This window comes from Brevibacterium sp. LE-L (assembly GCF_050214925.1).
Classification (GTDB): Bacteria; Actinomycetota; Actinomycetes; order Actinomycetales; family Brevibacteriaceae; genus Brevibacterium.
The window spans coordinates 1,373,125-1,388,881 of the sequence record NZ_CP189759.1; the positions used below are offsets into that span (position 1 = coordinate 1,373,125).

At 65.3% G+C, this 15,757-nt stretch carries 17 protein-coding genes; 7 read left to right on the forward strand and 10 right to left on the reverse strand.

What is annotated here, in order from left to right; translation table 11 throughout:
• Positions 1-36 precede the first annotated feature (36 nt).
• The 3 genes from ACQE2J_RS06135 to ACQE2J_RS06145 form a co-directional block, all read right to left on the reverse strand.
• Complete coding sequence (locus ACQE2J_RS06135) at positions 37-1,131, reverse strand: ArdC-like ssDNA-binding domain-containing protein (protein WP_135540136.1); 1,095 nt, start codon at positions 1,129-1,131, stop codon at positions 37-39.
• A gap of 262 nt (positions 1,132-1,393) precedes the next feature.
• Positions 1,394-1,567, reverse strand: a complete 174-nt coding sequence (locus ACQE2J_RS06140) for a hypothetical protein (RefSeq protein ID WP_167854426.1) — start codon at positions 1,565-1,567, stop codon at positions 1,394-1,396.
• Positions 1,568-1,578: 11 nt separating this feature from the next.
• Positions 1,579-2,007, reverse strand: coding sequence for a hypothetical protein (locus tag ACQE2J_RS06145; RefSeq protein WP_135540135.1), 429 nt, complete (start codon positions 2,005-2,007; stop codon positions 1,579-1,581).
• Positions 2,008-2,168: 161 nt separating this feature from the next.
• On the opposite strand from ACQE2J_RS06145, the gene ACQE2J_RS06150 reads away from it, so the two are divergent.
• Positions 2,169-3,461 carry an integrase core domain-containing protein gene (locus ACQE2J_RS06150; RefSeq protein WP_135540133.1) on the forward strand — a complete coding sequence of 431 codons (1,293 nt, stop codon included), beginning with the start codon at positions 2,169-2,171 and terminating at the stop codon, positions 3,459-3,461.
• 151 nt (positions 3,462-3,612) lie between these two features.
• Here ACQE2J_RS06150 and ACQE2J_RS06155 read toward each other — a convergent pair whose 3' ends face one another.
• Positions 3,613-3,972 carry a DNA cytosine methyltransferase gene (locus tag ACQE2J_RS06155; RefSeq protein ID WP_240689843.1) on the reverse strand — a complete coding sequence of 120 codons (360 nt, stop codon included), beginning with the start codon at positions 3,970-3,972 and terminating at the stop codon, positions 3,613-3,615.
• A 338-nt stretch (positions 3,973-4,310) separates the two neighbouring features.
• Here ACQE2J_RS06155 and ACQE2J_RS06160 point away from each other — a divergent pair, with 338 nt between their 5' ends.
• Positions 4,311-4,997, forward strand: a complete 687-nt coding sequence (locus tag ACQE2J_RS06160; protein WP_135540131.1) for a hypothetical protein — start codon at positions 4,311-4,313, stop codon at positions 4,995-4,997.
• Here the strand turns inward: ACQE2J_RS06160 and ACQE2J_RS06165 are convergent.
• The 5 genes from ACQE2J_RS06165 to ACQE2J_RS06185 form a co-directional block, all read right to left on the reverse strand.
• Entirely contained in the window at positions 4,930-5,940 is a 1,011-nt protein-coding gene (locus ACQE2J_RS06165) for a helix-turn-helix domain-containing protein (protein WP_135540129.1), read from the reverse strand. The genes ACQE2J_RS06160 and ACQE2J_RS06165 overlap by 68 nt on opposite strands.
• 347 nt (positions 5,941-6,287) lie before the next feature.
• Entirely contained in the window at positions 6,288-7,091 is an 804-nt protein-coding gene (locus ACQE2J_RS06170; protein WP_135540127.1) for an ABC transporter permease, read from the reverse strand.
• A complete protein-coding gene (locus ACQE2J_RS06175; RefSeq protein WP_135540125.1) occupies positions 7,088-8,062 on the reverse strand; it encodes an ATP-binding cassette domain-containing protein in 975 nt (324 codons plus the stop codon). The genes ACQE2J_RS06170 and ACQE2J_RS06175 overlap by 4 nt, the downstream gene beginning before the upstream one ends.
• Positions 8,063-8,090: 28 nt before the next feature.
• Positions 8,091-8,693, reverse strand: coding sequence for a histidine phosphatase family protein (locus ACQE2J_RS06180; protein WP_135540123.1), 603 nt, complete (start codon positions 8,691-8,693; stop codon positions 8,091-8,093).
• Between the two features lie 64 nt (positions 8,694-8,757).
• Positions 8,758-9,915 carry a PEP/pyruvate-binding domain-containing protein gene (locus ACQE2J_RS06185; protein ID WP_135540121.1) on the reverse strand — a complete coding sequence of 386 codons (1,158 nt, stop codon included), beginning with the start codon at positions 9,913-9,915 and terminating at the stop codon, positions 8,758-8,760.
• 59 nt (positions 9,916-9,974) lie between these two features.
• Between ACQE2J_RS06185 and ACQE2J_RS06190 the strand changes: the two genes are divergently transcribed.
• The 4 genes from ACQE2J_RS06190 to secA2 all read left to right on the forward strand — a co-directional run bounded on the left by ACQE2J_RS06190 (position 9,975) and on the right by secA2 (position 14,071).
• Positions 9,975-10,370, forward strand: a complete 396-nt coding sequence (locus ACQE2J_RS06190) for a DNA-binding protein (protein WP_135540119.1) — start codon at positions 9,975-9,977, stop codon at positions 10,368-10,370.
• Positions 10,367-11,002 (forward strand): transcriptional regulator, encoded by a 636-nt coding sequence (locus ACQE2J_RS06195; protein WP_135540117.1) that lies wholly within the window; start codon positions 10,367-10,369, stop codon positions 11,000-11,002. Before ACQE2J_RS06190 ends, ACQE2J_RS06195 begins: the two co-directional genes overlap by 4 nt.
• Before the next feature lie 10 nt (positions 11,003-11,012).
• Positions 11,013-11,459 (forward strand): protein-tyrosine phosphatase family protein, encoded by a 447-nt coding sequence (locus ACQE2J_RS06200; protein WP_135540115.1) that lies wholly within the window; start codon positions 11,013-11,015, stop codon positions 11,457-11,459.
• A 272-nt stretch (positions 11,460-11,731) separates the two neighbouring features.
• Positions 11,732-14,071, forward strand: a complete 2,340-nt coding sequence (gene secA2, locus ACQE2J_RS06205; RefSeq protein WP_135540113.1) for an accessory Sec system translocase SecA2 — start codon at positions 11,732-11,734, stop codon at positions 14,069-14,071.
• A gap of 190 nt (positions 14,072-14,261) precedes the next feature.
• Here secA2 and ACQE2J_RS06210 read toward each other — a convergent pair whose 3' ends face one another.
• A complete protein-coding gene (locus ACQE2J_RS06210) occupies positions 14,262-14,843 on the reverse strand; it encodes a CGNR zinc finger domain-containing protein (RefSeq protein WP_167854425.1) in 582 nt (193 codons plus the stop codon).
• A gap of 47 nt (positions 14,844-14,890) precedes the next feature.
• Between ACQE2J_RS06210 and ACQE2J_RS06215 the strand changes: the two genes are divergently transcribed.
• A complete protein-coding gene (locus ACQE2J_RS06215) occupies positions 14,891-15,730 on the forward strand; it encodes an alpha/beta fold hydrolase (protein ID WP_240689838.1) in 840 nt (279 codons plus the stop codon).
• Positions 15,731-15,757: the final 27 nt, after the last annotated feature.

Consider the following 15,757-nt stretch of genomic DNA (forward strand, 5'->3'; position numbering starts at 1 on the left):
GCGCCACCGCGGCAGTGAACCTGCTCCGGGCGGCCATCACAGCCCCCGCCCCTGGACACCAGACCGCTCGCGGCCGCGCTCGGGTTCAGGCAACGGCTCCACTCCTCGTTCTGGCGAGCGCTGCTCCGGGAGCTTGCGGTCCGGAATCTCGCGGGTCAGACCCGGCGGGGTGCCATCGGGCACCTGGGCGGTGTCGAGCTGGTCGAGAATCCCGGCGGCGGCCTTGCGCACTCGTTCCCCGGTGGCCTTGACGATCTCGACGGGCTCTTTGCCGTCGACGTTCACCGCCCACCCGGCCACGTACGGGATCGTGTACCCGGTGGTGTCCATTCCGTGGGCAGCGCCGATCATGAGCGCGACGGATTCGGCTTCGACCTCGGCGATCCCGCGGTGCTGGCGGGCGTCCTCTTGGTCGGGGTCGTGCAGCAGCACATGGGCAAGCTCGTGAGCCAGTGTCTTCACCTGTGCGGCGGGGTCCATGTTCTCGCGCACCGCGACCCACCGCTCGGTGAAGCTCGTCCGCCCGTTGGCGCCGTCGATCATGCCCTCATGCGGCACCCGCACCAGCTCGTACCCGGCGGCCTCCACCTGCCCGGCCAGCCCCTCCCAAAGCCCGTCCGGTGCCTCACCCTCCAGCAGGGCCGGCTCCGGCGGCTCGGGGATCGGGTCACCGGCGGTCTGCGAGACATCCCAGACGTAGGCCGGACGCACCCCGACCATCCGCGAGCGCACCACCTCGCCCGGCTTGGGCTTCTCGCCACGATTCAGCCGATACCACGAGGCGGGGTCCGAGGGGTTCGCAGAGGCGAACCTGCCGGTGACCGGAGCGAGGATCTGATACCCGCCCTGGCCCTTCTCGACCTGCCGGCCGAGTTGCTGCCACTGCTTGTATCCGGCGACATACGTGGGGAACGGCGAGGGCACGTTTCCGGCTTCGTAGTTGGCCCCGTGAGCCTCCCAGATGAGCATCACGTTGTTGAACGAGCGCGACCGGAACCTCGCGGCGAACGTCAGCGCATCGGCCCAGTCCTCACCCGTGACCAGCTGCTCGACCGCGCCGGTCAGCTTCTCGTGGAGCTCGTCGAGCTTCGCCTCCCGCGCCTGGCGGGCCTCCTCCTGCCTCGTCGCCATCGTGCAGCCTCCTCCCGGTAGGCCAGCCACCAGGAGCGGTGGCTGGCCCTGCACCTGCGAGGTGAGTCAGGCGTACCCGGCGAGTCGAGACGGTCAGCGAACAACAAGATCGGTAGGTTGGCCATCAGGAACAACGGCTGCACCTGACCCTTGGACAATCCGGCCTACCAGCCCTCCGGGCGCCGCAGTGACGGAGCCCGGAGATGGGGTCTTGAAGGCTGGTGGCGACGTCCTGAACCTGGGCAGCCCTCGGCGTCCGGCGTCATTCGCCCTCGGGTGTCAGCGCCTGGATCGCGGTCAGCGCTTGGAGCGGCAGCACCCCGTTGCCCAGCGCGGTGATCTGCTGATTCGGTGTCAGTTCGTGCTCGGGGCCCGTGACCCAGGCCGACGGCAAGCCCATGAACCATTCCACGAACTCCGGCGCTGGACGCGGCATCTGCTCCTTGGTCACGAGCGCTGGCGCGGGGACGCATCGTCCGGTGATGTGCTCCCACCGGGCGATGGCGTAGGCGTATCGCCCCCATCGGCGAAGATGCTCTCGATCAACGCGAACAGGGTCTCCGACTCGTTCCGCCTGGCCGGCGAGCCATCCGGCCGGTGCAGGGCGAAGTCGATGATCTGATGCGACAGGGCGATCGTGCCCCGCCGCGCTCGCACCTGGTCCAGGCTCTCCCCGCCCCGCGAGGAGTCCGAGGCCAGCGGCGTCCGAAACAGCGCCGTCACGGTAGGCGAGGATGAAGACCCGGAAGCGATTGTGCGCAGCGCCGACGCGGGAAGCCGGTAGGCCGAGCCATCGTGCATGAAGCCCGAGGTCGGCCAAATCCCCGAGAACGGCGCCGAGCGCCCGAAGAGGTCGAGCTGACTGGTCTCCCACACCCCATCGGTCGGATTCCAGATTGCGAAGGGTTGCGGTTGCGTCCTGCACGGTTGCGTCTGCGGGTGTTATGTCGCAGGACTTCGGTAACAGTTCTACCTCAGGACATCGGTGACACTGTGGGCGGTGTTGGTGGTGACACTTCTACCGCTCTGATGGGTGGATGAGTAGAAATCAGCCTGTTGAGCCTCGTGTCCGTCTCGCTATCGCCCGGTGGCCCGATGATGCTCCACGTGGGGCGGTGAGCACGTTCTGCGCGGAGCATGGCATCTCTCGTAAGACGTTCTACGCGCTGCGGAAGAGAGCGGACACAGAGGGCCCCGCCGCAGTGCTGGAACCTCGCTCACGCCGCCCGCAGACCAACCCCACCCGGATCACAGAGGAGACCAAACAACACGCCCTTCACGTGCGCGCCTCACTGGAGGCCTCGGGGCTGGATCACGGACCGATCAGCGTGCATGACAAGATGGAAGCGATGAGCATGGGCGCTCCCGCGATTGCTTCGCTGGCACGGATCTTCCGCGAGGCCGGTGTCGCTCGTTTCGAACCGAGGAAGAAGCCGAGGGCCGCCTACCGCAGGTTCGTCTATCCCGCGCCGAACGCGTGTTGGCAGCTGGACGCCACCGAGTACGTCCTCACCTGGGGCCGCAAGTGCGTGATCTTCCAGCTCGAGGACGACCATTCCCGGGTCGCGGTCGCTTCCCAGGTCGCAGGTGGCGAGACCAGCGTGGGCGCTCTGGCGGTCTTCAACAAGGGCGTCGCTTCGCGTGGGGTGCCCCAGCGCCTGCTGACCGATAACGGGATGGCGCTGAACCCGTCCCGGCGGGGCTGGGAAGGACAGCTCGTCACCTACGCCACCTCGCTCGGCGTCGAGGCGATCACCGGAAAGCCCGGTCGACCCACCACACAGGGCAAGAACGAAAGGTTTCACCAGACTCTGTTCCGGTGGCTCGACAAGCAGTCCCTGGCCGAGTCGGTCGCCGAGCTGCAGGAGCAGGTTGACCGGTTCGATGTCATCTATAACACCGAGCGGGGCCACCAAGGGCTTCCGGGCAGGATCACCCCGCAAGCCGCGTGGGAGGCGACTGAGGTCGCCGAGCCTCCGCGTCCGCAGCCAGTGCTTGTCGATCCCGTGTTCCCGGACCCTCCGGCCGGCACGCTGGCCAAGGAGTCGCTGAGACGCGAGACTGCGCCGCCTGCCAGACCGGGCGAGTATCTGCGGAAAGTGCGGGTGACCGGTGGAGTGACGGTCCGAGATGTTGCCTACCAGATCGGGCGCGACCGTGCCGGTGAGCACGTGCACGTCATCATCGATTCCTACACGATCAGCTTCTTCGACACCCAAACTGGGGAGCTGCTCATCGAGCACTCGCTGCCCGAGCCCGGTGTCCGCTACGTGGGCAACGGAAAGTCCCGCGGCTGGAGATCACGGACCAAACCGTCACCGAAGTCCTGAGACACGAAACGTTACCTATGTCCTGAGGCAGAACTGTCACCGATGACCCGAGACATCACAGTTGCGTCTGCGGGGTTGCGTTCATCGGGGGTTGCTCCTTGCATCTCGGGACGGGCCGCGCGGGCAGACAGCAGCCCGCGCACGTTCTCGATCACCACGAACCGGGTTGCAGCGCCTCGATCGCCTCAGCCATGAACGACCACAGCCCCGAGCGGGTGCCGGGCGCGAGACCGGCCATCTTCCCGACCGTCGAGATGTCCTGGCACGGGAACCCTCCCGAGAGCACATCGACCGGTGCGACCTCGCTCCAGTCCACGTCGGTGATGTCTCCCAGGTTCGGGGCATCCGGCCAGTGGTGGGCGAAGACGCCAGCGACGGGGTCGTTGAGCTCGGAGAACCAGACCGTCTCCGCGTCGAAGCAGTGCTCGGCGGCGAGGTCGAGACCGCCGTACCCGCTGAACAGCGAACCGATCTTCCAGCGTCGGCGGGCAGGGGTGGCAGCGTGAGGCATGAGGGCTCCGGCAGGTCGGTGGAGACCCGGCACCAGGCCCCGCGCGGAGCCCCACGCCGGGAGAACACCTGCCAGGTGCACGCATCCCCGAATCCGCCGGCCCAGCGCCAGCGCGCCGCGCCTCAGCAGCCCAGCGACACCGCCCCGCGCACCCCGAAGGCCGGCCCGCACCGACCTTCCAGACGTGCTCGACCAGCACCCCTCCACGAGGGATCACACCTCTTGCAGATCGCGGGAAACCTAGGTTGACACGGTGCAGTCTGGTCGGGAGGGAGCCGATCACCTGGGTGTCGAAGGGTCGTGCCGGCACGCGTCGTGCGGGCGTAGAGGAGACCGTCATGGCGGAGCAGATGATGCTCGTGTTGGCCGAGGACGAGCGGAGCGCGGTGGCTCAGGAGCTGCGCCGTTACGGGAACTACCGCGAGGACATCGGCGCCGACCTCTGGGACTCGCACGTCCTCCCCGAGCCGGGCGAACCCGACCCAGCGGGCATCACGCCGCAGGTGGAGAAGATGATCGACGGTCACATCACTGTCGGCGAGGACTGCGCATCTCTCGCCGCCGCGTTCGAGAGCACCGCTCCGGTTCTGCTGACCCTTCCGAGCATCCAGCTCATCGAAGACGCCCTGTCAGAGGCTTACCCCGATGGCCTTTCCCCTGAGGTCGCGCGCACGGCGATGTTCTGCCGCATCGCGCACCGCCGCCTGACCCAGGCTTCTGCCGCGGATGCGCTGGACGAGGCCGTTGCGGTCAATGCGGAGATGCAACCCGTCGCAACCGCGCCGGCTGAAGCGGCGCTTGCGCAACGACTGGAAGAAGTGAACGCCACACTCAGCCAGCAGCTCGTGCAACTGCACGGCAGCCAGGAGAGCTTGAACGAGCGCGTTACGGCGCAGCAGCGTCAAATCGAGCAGTTGCGCAACCAGGGCGGGAAGCGCAGACGGCTCCCGAACCCGTTCAGCTCGACCTTCGATTCTGGACAGTCTCGACGCCCGAGTGGGACAGGCCTGGGACGCACGCTGTAGTCGAACCGGCGATGCCGCGGGGCTGGTCGTGATGGCGGCGGTACTGCGTAGCCAGCATGATCCGGTAGCGGCTCGGGGTCAGGCCTGTCGCCTGTCGGAAGGCTTCGGAGGCGCGGTTGCGTGACTGCCATCCGACTTTGCGGCCCGCCTGCTCGATCGTCAGATCGGTCTCCCGCAGCAGCCGCGCCATCTCCTCGACCCGCAGCATCGTCAGATACGCCAGCGGTGTCTTCCCGTAGGCGTCGGTGAACACCCGTGCGACCTGCTTGGTGGATAGATGCACCATCTCGGAGAGATCATCCAGCGTCCAGGGGTTGGCGATCGCGCCGCTGAGCGCGGCACGCACCATGTCGGCCTCCGCCCGTGTCGGGGCGAAGCGCCGCACTCGCGGATGCACCGGCAGGCTCCGCGCCCGCTGCGAGGGCGAGACCCGATGGTCGGTCACTCGGATGTGCGGGGCGATGCGATCCATCACGTTGAACCAGAGTGCCTGCATCCGATGGAACCGGGCGTGCGCGTCATCGAGGCTGAGCCCGACAAGCTCATCCAGCCACGGCATGAGCAGCCCCGCGTGCTGCTCGCCGAGGCGGATGATCTGCGCCGGCTCGGTGAAGGTCTCCTTGACGAACACCGGCGCATCCAGCCGGTCGTAGACGATGCCGGCGTACTGCCAGAACGCCTGATCGATCACATAGTCCGTGTCCGCGTAGATCGTGGTGACCGTGATGTGACCTTCGGGCTCGGAACCGCAGAGGACGTTCGGTCCGAGCAGGATCACGTCGCCGGGGCGCACCGGCTTCTGCCCGAACTCACTGAACAAGATCGCTGATCCATCTCTGACAATGATGACCTTCACGCAGTCATACGCCAGCGGCCCGATAGGGCGATGGATCGTGTGAGTGCGCGCCAGCAGAGGCTGGAAGCCGTTACCTCCGGCTTTCATCCGACTGCCTGTAAGTCATGCAGACCTCTGTCAACGGCGTCTCTCCGATGGCAGATCGCGTAGCTGAGCCAGAAAGCACGAGATGGTGTCGGACAGTTCTCGCTCAGCATCGGTGGTCACCAAAGGCGGCACGGGTCCAACGATCGCTGTGGACTTCTTCCTCTTGTCCATAATCAAGGAAGTCGCCAGTCAAGAGCTGCTGGCTTTGTGACTCCGCAGAACCCCGTACATCCAGAAGTTTGAGATCGGTGACGAGTCTGGCGCGGCGGTGGGTCGGGCGACTGGTAAGGGTGAGTGCTTGTCGGCTATGGCCCGCAGCGCAGCCGGGTGAGGTAACGGTGCGACTATCAACGTTTGCGGTTGTAAGCAGCGATCGCCAGCGGGCAGAAAGCGATCAAGATTCCAGCCGACCAGAGGATGGTCTGGATGATCGAGTTTCCAGTCGGCACACCGGCCAGCAGTGCTCGGGCAGCGTCCATCGCGTGAGTAACGGGGTTGACGTTCGCCCAGGCTTGGAGCCATTCAGGGAGCGTGTCAATGGGGGCCGCGAGACTGGAACCGAGCATGAGTGGGATGAAGACGATGAACGCGAACGCCATGACTGCGCCCTCGTCTTTGACCAGCACCCCGAGGAACACCGTCACCCAACTCAGGCAGAATCCGAACGCGAGCACGAGCGCGACTGCAGCCAAGGCTGATCCGGTATCCGTCTGGACGCGGAAGCCCATGAGGTAGCCGATACCGAACAGCAAAGCGATGGCGATGACGTAGCGCACCATGTCTGCCATGATCGACCCGAGCAGTGGTGCTGATCGTCCAATGGGCAGGCTGCGGAATCGGTCGAAGACGCCTTTCTTCATGTCGATGTTGATGCTCAGGCCGCTGGACAGCATCCCTGAGAGTCCTGCGCCCATGACCACGATTCCGGGGAAGAGATAGAGCAGGTAGTCGTCGGTGGAGCCTGCTACTGAGCCGCCGAACAGGTAGACGAACAGCAGCAGGAAGATCGCTGGTGTGACGACTCCGTTGACCAGTGCGCCGGGGTTCCTGGCGGACTTGGCCAGGCTCCGGCGGGCCAGGATCAGGCTGTGCCGTAGTAGCCCCGCTGGGCGTCTCTCAGAACTGGTGGCTGTGATGGAGACGGTGCTCATGCGTGGCTCCTTTCGGCCTCGTCGGTCTTGCCGCTGGTGGCGGGTGCGCCGGTCAGGGTGAAGAACACTTCGTCAAGGCTGGGGAGCCGTAACGCGAACTCGGCAACCTCGATGCTCTCCGCTTCGAAGCGGCGGGCGATGTCGAACATCGCCCGGTCACTGTCCACTGGCGCGACCAACTCTTGTTGAGCGGCGTGCTCGACCGGGTGGCCGGACACGGCGGCGAGGATGGCAGCGGCTTTCTCCACGTCTACGGGATTCTTGGGGCGAATGGCGATGGCCTGCCCACCGACGATCTGCTTGAGTTCAGGCGGGGTGCCGTGGGCGATCACGCGCCCGTGGTCGATCACGCTTATCTCGTCGGCCAGCGCGTCGGCTTCTTCGAGGTACTGCGTCGTCAGGAGGACGCTGACGCCATCCGTGGTGAGTTCGCGGATGATCCGCCACAGTTCTTCGCGTTTGCCGGGGTCGAGGCCGACCGAGGGTTCATCGAGGAACACGACGCGAGGATGACCGACCAGGCTTGCCGCCAGATCGAGGCGTCGGCGCATCCCACCGGAGTAGGTAGCCACGGGCTTTCCCGCGGCCTCCGTCAGGCCGAAACGATCCAACAGCGCGTCTGCTCGGCGGGCGGCCTCGGGTTTGCGCAGGTCGAGCAGACTCCCGATCAGGATCAGGTTGCCTACTCCTGTGAGTTCTTCGTCCAGCGTCGCGTACTGGCCGGTCAAACCGATGATCCGTCGCACCTTGGCCGCGTCGCGGGTTACGTCCATGCCGCCGACTCTGGCGGTTCCGGCATCGAGGCCGGTCAGGGTCGCCAAGATGCGGATCGCCGTTGTTTTCCCGGCCCCGTTCGGGCCGAGGACGCCGAGAACGGTTCCAGGGCGGGCACGCAGATCCACGCCGTCCAGCGCAGTGTGCTTGCCATACCGCTTCACCAGCCCCTCGGCCTCGATTACATAGTCACTCACTCGAATCTCCTTGTCTTTCTCGCGGCGTTCAGGGGCGCAGCGTCTTGGGGAAACCCGTCCATTGCAGTTCGGGGCGAAGGTGGCTCATGTCGTTGAACATGGTGATGCTCGGCGGCAGCTCGGGCCGGTTCTCGATCACGGTCAGAGCGGCGTTGGCGCTGCTGAGGCCGAGCCACCGCACCGCCGGTGCGTCCAGGGCATGACGGATGAGCCACGCGATCGGGTAGGCATGGGTGATGAGCACTTCGTGCGCATCGTCGTCGCCCTCGGGCGGTGTGGCGAATCTCGCGGTGAGGCTCCGGGCGATCTTGTGCCCGGCCTCGGCCTCGTTGGTGTCGTAGCCGTCGAAGAACGGCACCCACGACGGTGGAGTCTCTTCCGGTGTGGGCACGTAGGGTACGTGGTCGATCAGCTCGGGTGCTCCGCTGACGGGCGCAGTGCCAGTGAGGAAGATGTTGAGTTGTTGGGCGCTATCGGCGGCTCGTGGCAAAGGCGAGTGGTACACGGCGTCGATGGGAAGATGCGCCAATCGCTGACCCAGCAGGCGGGCCTGTTCGTGCCCGGTGTCAGTGAGGTTGCCGAACGCGTCGGCGTCACCGTGCCGGGCAATGTAGAGATACCTGGTTGCCATGAGTGGGTCGGGAGCATCATGACGATGCTCCCGCTCTCCTTTCAGTCGGGGGTAGGGTTTGGGGTCAAAGAACGGTCACAGTTCCGGCTGTCCCGTCAAGCGTGATTCGGTCACCGTTCTCGATATGGGCAGTGGCGCCGTCGATGCCGAGCACGGCAGGGATGCCGTACTCGCGGGCGACGATCGCGGCGTGCGAGAGCGCGCCGCCGGTCTCGGTGACGACCCCGGCGGCGACAGTGAACAGCGGCGTCCAAGCGGGACCGGTGTACGGGCAGATCACGATGTCACCCGCGCGGACAGTCGGGAAGTCCGAAGGCCCGCGCACGACACGAGCCGCCGCGGTGACGGTTCCGTGAGCACCCGGAGTGCCGCTCAGCACCCCGGCCTGATCGGACGAATCATGAACCTTGCGGGCCGGAAGCGCGGCGGTGATCGGACGTGCTTGAAGAATCCAGACAGTGCCGTCAGCAACCGCCCATTCAACGTCTTGCGGCCCGCCAAGCGCAGTCGCGATCCAGCCCAGGTCGGCCAAGGCTGTGACCGTGGCGTCGTCCAGGGTGCGCGCGGATTGCCGGTCGGGGGCGACGGCACTGGTCGCGACACCGCCGTGCTCGTGATCCAGGTCGACACGGGTCTGCTTGCTTCCCGCCGAGAAGCCGACGATCCCGTCCGGGGTGACCTCGTAGGCGTCGGGGGCGACGGTACCGCCCACGACTGGCAGACCCAGCCCCCAAGACGCTTCGATCCGCGTCGGCTCATCGGCGTGCTGAGGGGTGAACATGACTCCTGAGACATCGGCCTCGATGACCGGCTGCACGAGCACTGACATGCCCGAAGCCTGCGGCGACGTGTCACCTGAGCGAGTCCAGTAGTCGCCCACTCGCGTGGCGCGGGCCGAAGCCCAGCAGGTCGCGACCGCCTGGCACACATCGTCTGCGCCGCGCACGCCGAGGACGGTCTCGTACTGGCCCGCGGCCGACGCCTCTGCGCTGTCCTCGTCCGTCGCCGATGACCTCACGGCCACCACAGGGTCGCCCATCCGCGCCAGTTCACGGGCAACCGCATCGCGCAACGAGCGCCCGACCTCGATGCCGGTCCGCTGGATGCCGCTCGGCACGACGAACCCATCGGGTACCGGCAGCCCCGCGCGCAGCAGCACTCCGAGCGTCGCCGCTTTCCCGCCCGTGTCCGTCCGGCTCGCCTCGGAGAGCGTTGTGAGCATCACACCACCAATCAATGAAGTATTGACAACAGTGTGTTGATCGTAGCAGGATGGGTGGCATGGAACGCAAGCACGACCTCGAACGACCCGGCCCCGCCGACCATGCGCAGGCCGAGCGTGAGCGCAACGCCCAAGGCATGCTTCTCGACAAAGGTGCAGACCAGTTGGAGCCGCGGCCGTGGCGACCTGAACCGGCTCCGCCGTCAGCGGTCGAGCTGACGCAGTACGCCCTGTGGCGTTCATCCGAACTGACCCCGGATGAACTCCTGGGAGCGCTCTCGTTGCTCCCGGCCGCTCGCGCCGAGGTTGAGAGCGTGGAGATCGGTCTGCTCTTCGCAGCTCGCAACGAGGGGCTGACCTGGGCGCAGATCGCCGAGGCGATGGGCTTCCGCTCGCCACAGGCGTGCCAGCAGTACGTCAACCGCCTTAGCGCCCGGCAGGACAAGCGAATATGACCCATCATTCCGCGGCATCACTACTCGTGCTGCACGCCGTGCGGCTCGTGGGGTTCGCCGACAGCGAAGCGGTTGCCGAGCGTGCAGGAACGAGCCACGCCGACGCGCTGCGCCAGTTGAGCGTCGCGGAACATGCGGGGTGGGTGCAGCACGTCGCGTTCGCCGACCTCGATGGGTGGTCGCTCACCGACTTTGGCAAGGCGGAGAACGAGCGCCAACTCGCGGCAGAGCGCGTGAGCGCCGACCCCGATGGCGTAGTTGCGTCCACCTACCGGGTCTTCCTCCCGCTCAACGCTCGCTTGTTGCGAGCGGTCACCGACTGGCAGATCAAACCGACCGAAACGCATCAGTTCGCGCCCAATGATCATTTCGATCGCGCATGGGATGGGCGGGTTCTCGAAGAACTGACGGCCCTCGGAACGGAACTTGCTCCTTTGATCGAGAATCTATCTGCCGTTCTCGCAAGGTTCGACGGCTACGTCGCGCGGTACGAGTTGGCGTTACGCAGGGCCATGAGCGGGGAACTTGACTGGATCGACAAGACCGACATCGACTCCTGCCACCGCGTCTGGTTCCAACTCCACGAAGACCTCGTCGCAACCCTCTGTATCGACCGACGAAATGAAGCATAGGCACCGCGACATGAACGCGATCGAGACATGGGAAACCGGTAACGGCGTGGTTGAGTTTCCCGATGGCCGCCGGGTTCGAGGGCGTGGCCTACTCGCGCCGCTTCCCAACGGACTCGATCCTCAGTTCGGGTTCTATCTCCTGGGACGCGCCCCGCGTATCGATCTCTGGCCACACCGCTGGGTTCTATGGCAGGACTTCTCCCTCCCGACCTCCACGGCTGACGCCGTCGCAGCACTCCATGAGGCGTACGAACGAGCCGCAATCGAACGGGTCGAGATCGCCTGCGACGGCGGCATAGGCCGAACGGGAACGGCCTTAGCCGCGCTCGCCATCATCGGTGGGGTACCCGCCAATGCCGCCGTGGCCTGGGTAAGAAAGAACTACCATCCGCAAGCGGTGGAAACCCCGGAACAACGACGCTGGATCGGCAACGTCTCCTCGCAATTGAGAACATAATCACTACTCATTTCTGCTTTCATCATGGCGACAGCAAAGGCGAACGACCCCGATTAACATAATGCGATCGATACTGAACCGTCTATACACAGAGAAAGACACCCCGTAGTCCTGCAAAAGTACGAGCGTCCTGATTGGCCTGATTCTGCGCTGCTCAGCCTACTCGGATGCGGACTTACCGCTTCCAGGAGGCGGCTTGAGCGAGGTCGAGCCGAGTCCGTGCCAGTAGCTGTTCCCTGATCCCGGTCAGGGTGGTCAGGTAGCGTGAGGTGATGGTCGGACCCGAGCCGTTGCGTGAACAGGGGGCGTGGTGGCAGCGCCCTCTGAGGTGGGTGAGTCGTTTCCGCCAGGATCCTGGCACGGCGAACCTGCGCACGTATGCGTCGCTGGTCGAGGGCATCGTCTCCCAGCGCGCGTCGCTGCGTTGCTTCACTGACGACGATCTTCTGAGACGTTCGGCTGGGTCCGTGTCGATCAGTTTGGACGATGATGACGAGCTGGCGCGCTTTCTCGGCGTGGCGAGTGAGGTGGCGCGGCGTCGGCTGGGGTTGGAGCCGTTCGAGGTGCAGCTGCTCGCCGCCGTGAGCATGCTACGCGGCCGGGTAGTCGATATGGCCACGGGCGAGGGCAAGACGCTGGTCGGGTTCCTCGTGTCCGCCGGTCTCGCCGCGGCCGGCCGGCGCGTGCACGTGCTTTCGGCAAACGACTACCTGGCGGGCCGAGACGCCGATGCCGGAGAACCGTTGTTCTCCGCGTTCGGCCTAACCTGCGCTGCGGTCGTCGACGGAATGGGTCAGCCGGATCGCTCCGAAGCGTACCGGGCTGACGTCGTGTACGCGACGGTGCACCAGATCGGGTTCGATCTGCTGCGCGACCGCCAGCGCCTCCCCGAGGCACGGCGGCTGGTGCCGGGATTGGACGCCGCGGTGGTCGATGAGATCGACGCCGTGCTGCTCGATGACGCGATGGTGCCGCTGGTGATCGCCGGCGACGCCGACCCGCAACCAGAAGAAGCATCTTTGGCGCAGGTCATCGCGGAACTGACCGAGGAGGAGCACTATCAGGTCGAGGGCGACCGGCGCAGCGTCGCGTTCACCGAGGCAGGTATCGCTCGTGTCGAATCGGCGCTCGGCATCGATGACCTATATGCGCAGGAGCATGTCGAACTGTTGACGGCGGCGCATGTCGCACTGCACGCGCACGCGCTGGTCGAACGCGACGTGCATTACCTCGTCACCGATGGACGGGTGCAGCTGGTCAACGATGCCCGTGGCCGGGTCGCGGATCGTCAGCGTTGGCCGGACGGTCTCCACGCCGCCATCGAGCGCAAAGAGGGACTGGAGGTGACCGGGCAAGCTGAGATCCTCGACCAGGTGCTCGTGGAGACAGTCGCCCGCGGCTATCGGACCCTCACCGGGATGAGCGGCACCGCCCTCGAAGCGGCCGAGCGCCTCGCCGAAGACCTCGACATCAAGACCGGGGTCATCCCCACCCACCGCCCCTGCATCCGCGAGGACGCCGCAGACCGGCTGTTCGCCACCGTCGAGCAACGCGACACCGCCGCAGCCGACGCCGTGCGTGCAGCCCATGATGCGGGACAGCCGGTGCTCATCGGTACCGGCAGCGTGGCCGATTCTGAGCGCTTCGCCCGATTGCTCGCCGAGCTGGGTGTCGAAGCGCGGGTACTCAACGCGAAGAACGACGCTGCCGAGGCTGAAATCATCGCCCGCGCCGGCGAGCACGGTGCGGTCACCGTGTCCACACAGATGGCCGGCCGAGGCGTCGACATCCAACTCGGTCCAGGAGCTGCCGAGACCGGCGGCCTGCTCGTCATCGGGCTCGGACGATACGACTCGGCCCGCCTCGACCGGCAACTGCGCGGCAGGTCGGGCAGGCAAGGCGACCCCGGCAGGTCCGTGTTCTACACCAGCCTCGAAGACGACGTGGTGACCGAACAGCTCCGCATCAGCGACCAGCCCCGCTCCATCGCCCCAGACGGGCTCATCGGCGACCGGAAGTTCGCGCGTCTCTACGAGCACTCGCAGCGCGTCGCCGAGGGCAAATTGCTGCAGCTGCACCGCACCACCCGCAGCTACCACACCATGACCGACCAGCATCGACAGGCGATCCTGGATACCCGCGAACGCCTCCTCACCGAACCCGACGCGCTCGATGACTACCTCCAGCAGGTCTTCACGGATGCTCCCGGCCGGGCGGGCGCATGGGCGGCGCAACGTCGCCGCCTCGCCACGGAAGTCGTGCTTTACCAGCTCGACCGCGCCTGGACCGATCACCTGAACCACCTCGCCGCCGTCCGCGAGGGCATCCACCTGCGAGTTCTGGGTAGGCAGAACCCGCTGGACGAGTTCAATCGAATCGCCGGCGACTCGTTCCGCAGCCTCGGCCCCGACGCCCTCGCAGCAGTCCGGCGGGTTCTCGACAACGCACCCGACGACGCCACAACCCTCGGCGATCTCGGCCTGCGCCGCCCGTCATCGACCTGGACGTACATGGTCACCGACAACCCATTCGGCTCCGAAGCAGACCGCGTGGTCGCCTACCTCGGAAACTTCATCAGGGGCGGCAGACCACCGTCGATCACGTACACCTGACCGCCAGCCCCAACCACCGTCCGCTACTCCGCCAGCGAAGCTTGGCGCGCTCACCGACGCGATCGATGACGACCGCTCTCTCTCGACACCGTTGACGCGGTATTACACCGAGGAAGGAACCCCGTGGGCCTGCAAAAGTAACACGGTCCTGATCGGTGCTTTCTGTTCACAACCTTACCGACAGCCTGAGCTAAGACTTGTTGTCTCGCCCGGCGGCATGGCGGGCGACCTTAGCGCGGTTGCCGCATCGTTGCATGGAACACCAGAGGCGCTGCTGCGAGCGTGACCGATCGATAAAACGTATTCCGCACCTCTGGTGCGAACACACCTTGATCCGTGACTGTTCTCCTTGGGCAATAATCGAGATTGCATCTGCCGCGAGCACTCCAAACACGTTCTCTATCGATGCCATTTTGGTTATGACCAACTCAGGGTCTGATTCGTCAATCTCCTGACGCGGAGCCGCAGCAGCCCATCGGTTGACCAGCAAAATGTGCCGCGAATGCAGCGCTGTTTGAGGGACAAGCAAGGCATCAATACTCTCACGCAGATCAAGGCAGTCGCTCAGATCCTGGTCCGTGATGGAGGTCTCGACGCCGAACCCAGATTCAGGTGGAACGAGCCGGGCTTGCCCTGCCCACACCCTCAGTGTTTCCGGGGAGGTCAGTGTCTCGCGGGGCGTCGTAGCCCGGTCTCGCAGTGTGTTGACGAAATCGAGCGCCACTGATCCGCCGTAGAACAGCCAAGGCTCGAAACGCTGTGATGCAGTCACAGACCTCATTCTATGAGCTAACCCTTTTATGCGGTTAGTATCGAATTGTGATTGATGTTCTGAGCTTGCCTTCGATTCGCCTGCACTACACGCTGTCAGGGAACACTGACCCGAATGCTCCGACGGTCGTGCTCCTGCATGGCTGGCCGCAAACCTCAGCCTGCTGGGATCAGCTCACCCCGCTCCTGCCAGACGCCTATCGGGTCATCGCCCCCGATCTGCGCAGCTACGGGCTCAGCGACAAGCCCCAGGGCGGGTACTCCAAACGTCGCATGGCTGCCGACATCGTGGAACTTCTCGACGCACTCGACGTCGAACGTTCCCATGTGGTCGGCCACGACCGTGGGGCACGAGTAGCGCACAGGTTCGCGCTCGACCAGGCTGACCGGATCAGGACGCTCGCGGTCTTGGATGTCGTGCCCACGCATGCGATGTTCCAATCCGATACCGCGACGGCGGCCGGATTTTTCCACTGGCTCTTCCATATGCAGCACGACCTCCCCGAGGCAATGACATCTGGTCGGGAAGAAGAGTATCTTCGCTATTTATTCCATCGATGGACACTGCGGCGCGACCGTCTCGAACCGATGATCGGTCACTACATCGAGTCCTTCAAGCAACCGGGCGCAATGCATGCGGGATTCGAGGACTACCGAGCGACCTGGGAAGACCTCGATCACGATGAACACGACCATCAGGTGGGGTACCGGGTCACCGTTCCCACGTTGGCCCTTTGGGGAGATCACGGGCTCGCGGCCCAAGCTCCAGTGCTGAGTAAGTGGAGAGACTACGTCGAAGAAACCCGAGATAGCACGTCTCTCCTTGAATGGCGCGTAGCGCTACTTGGTCCCGATAGTCCACGTACCTGGTATCAGTTTTCTGGATAGGTGGTACTGCCGTGATTTCGGTGGTCT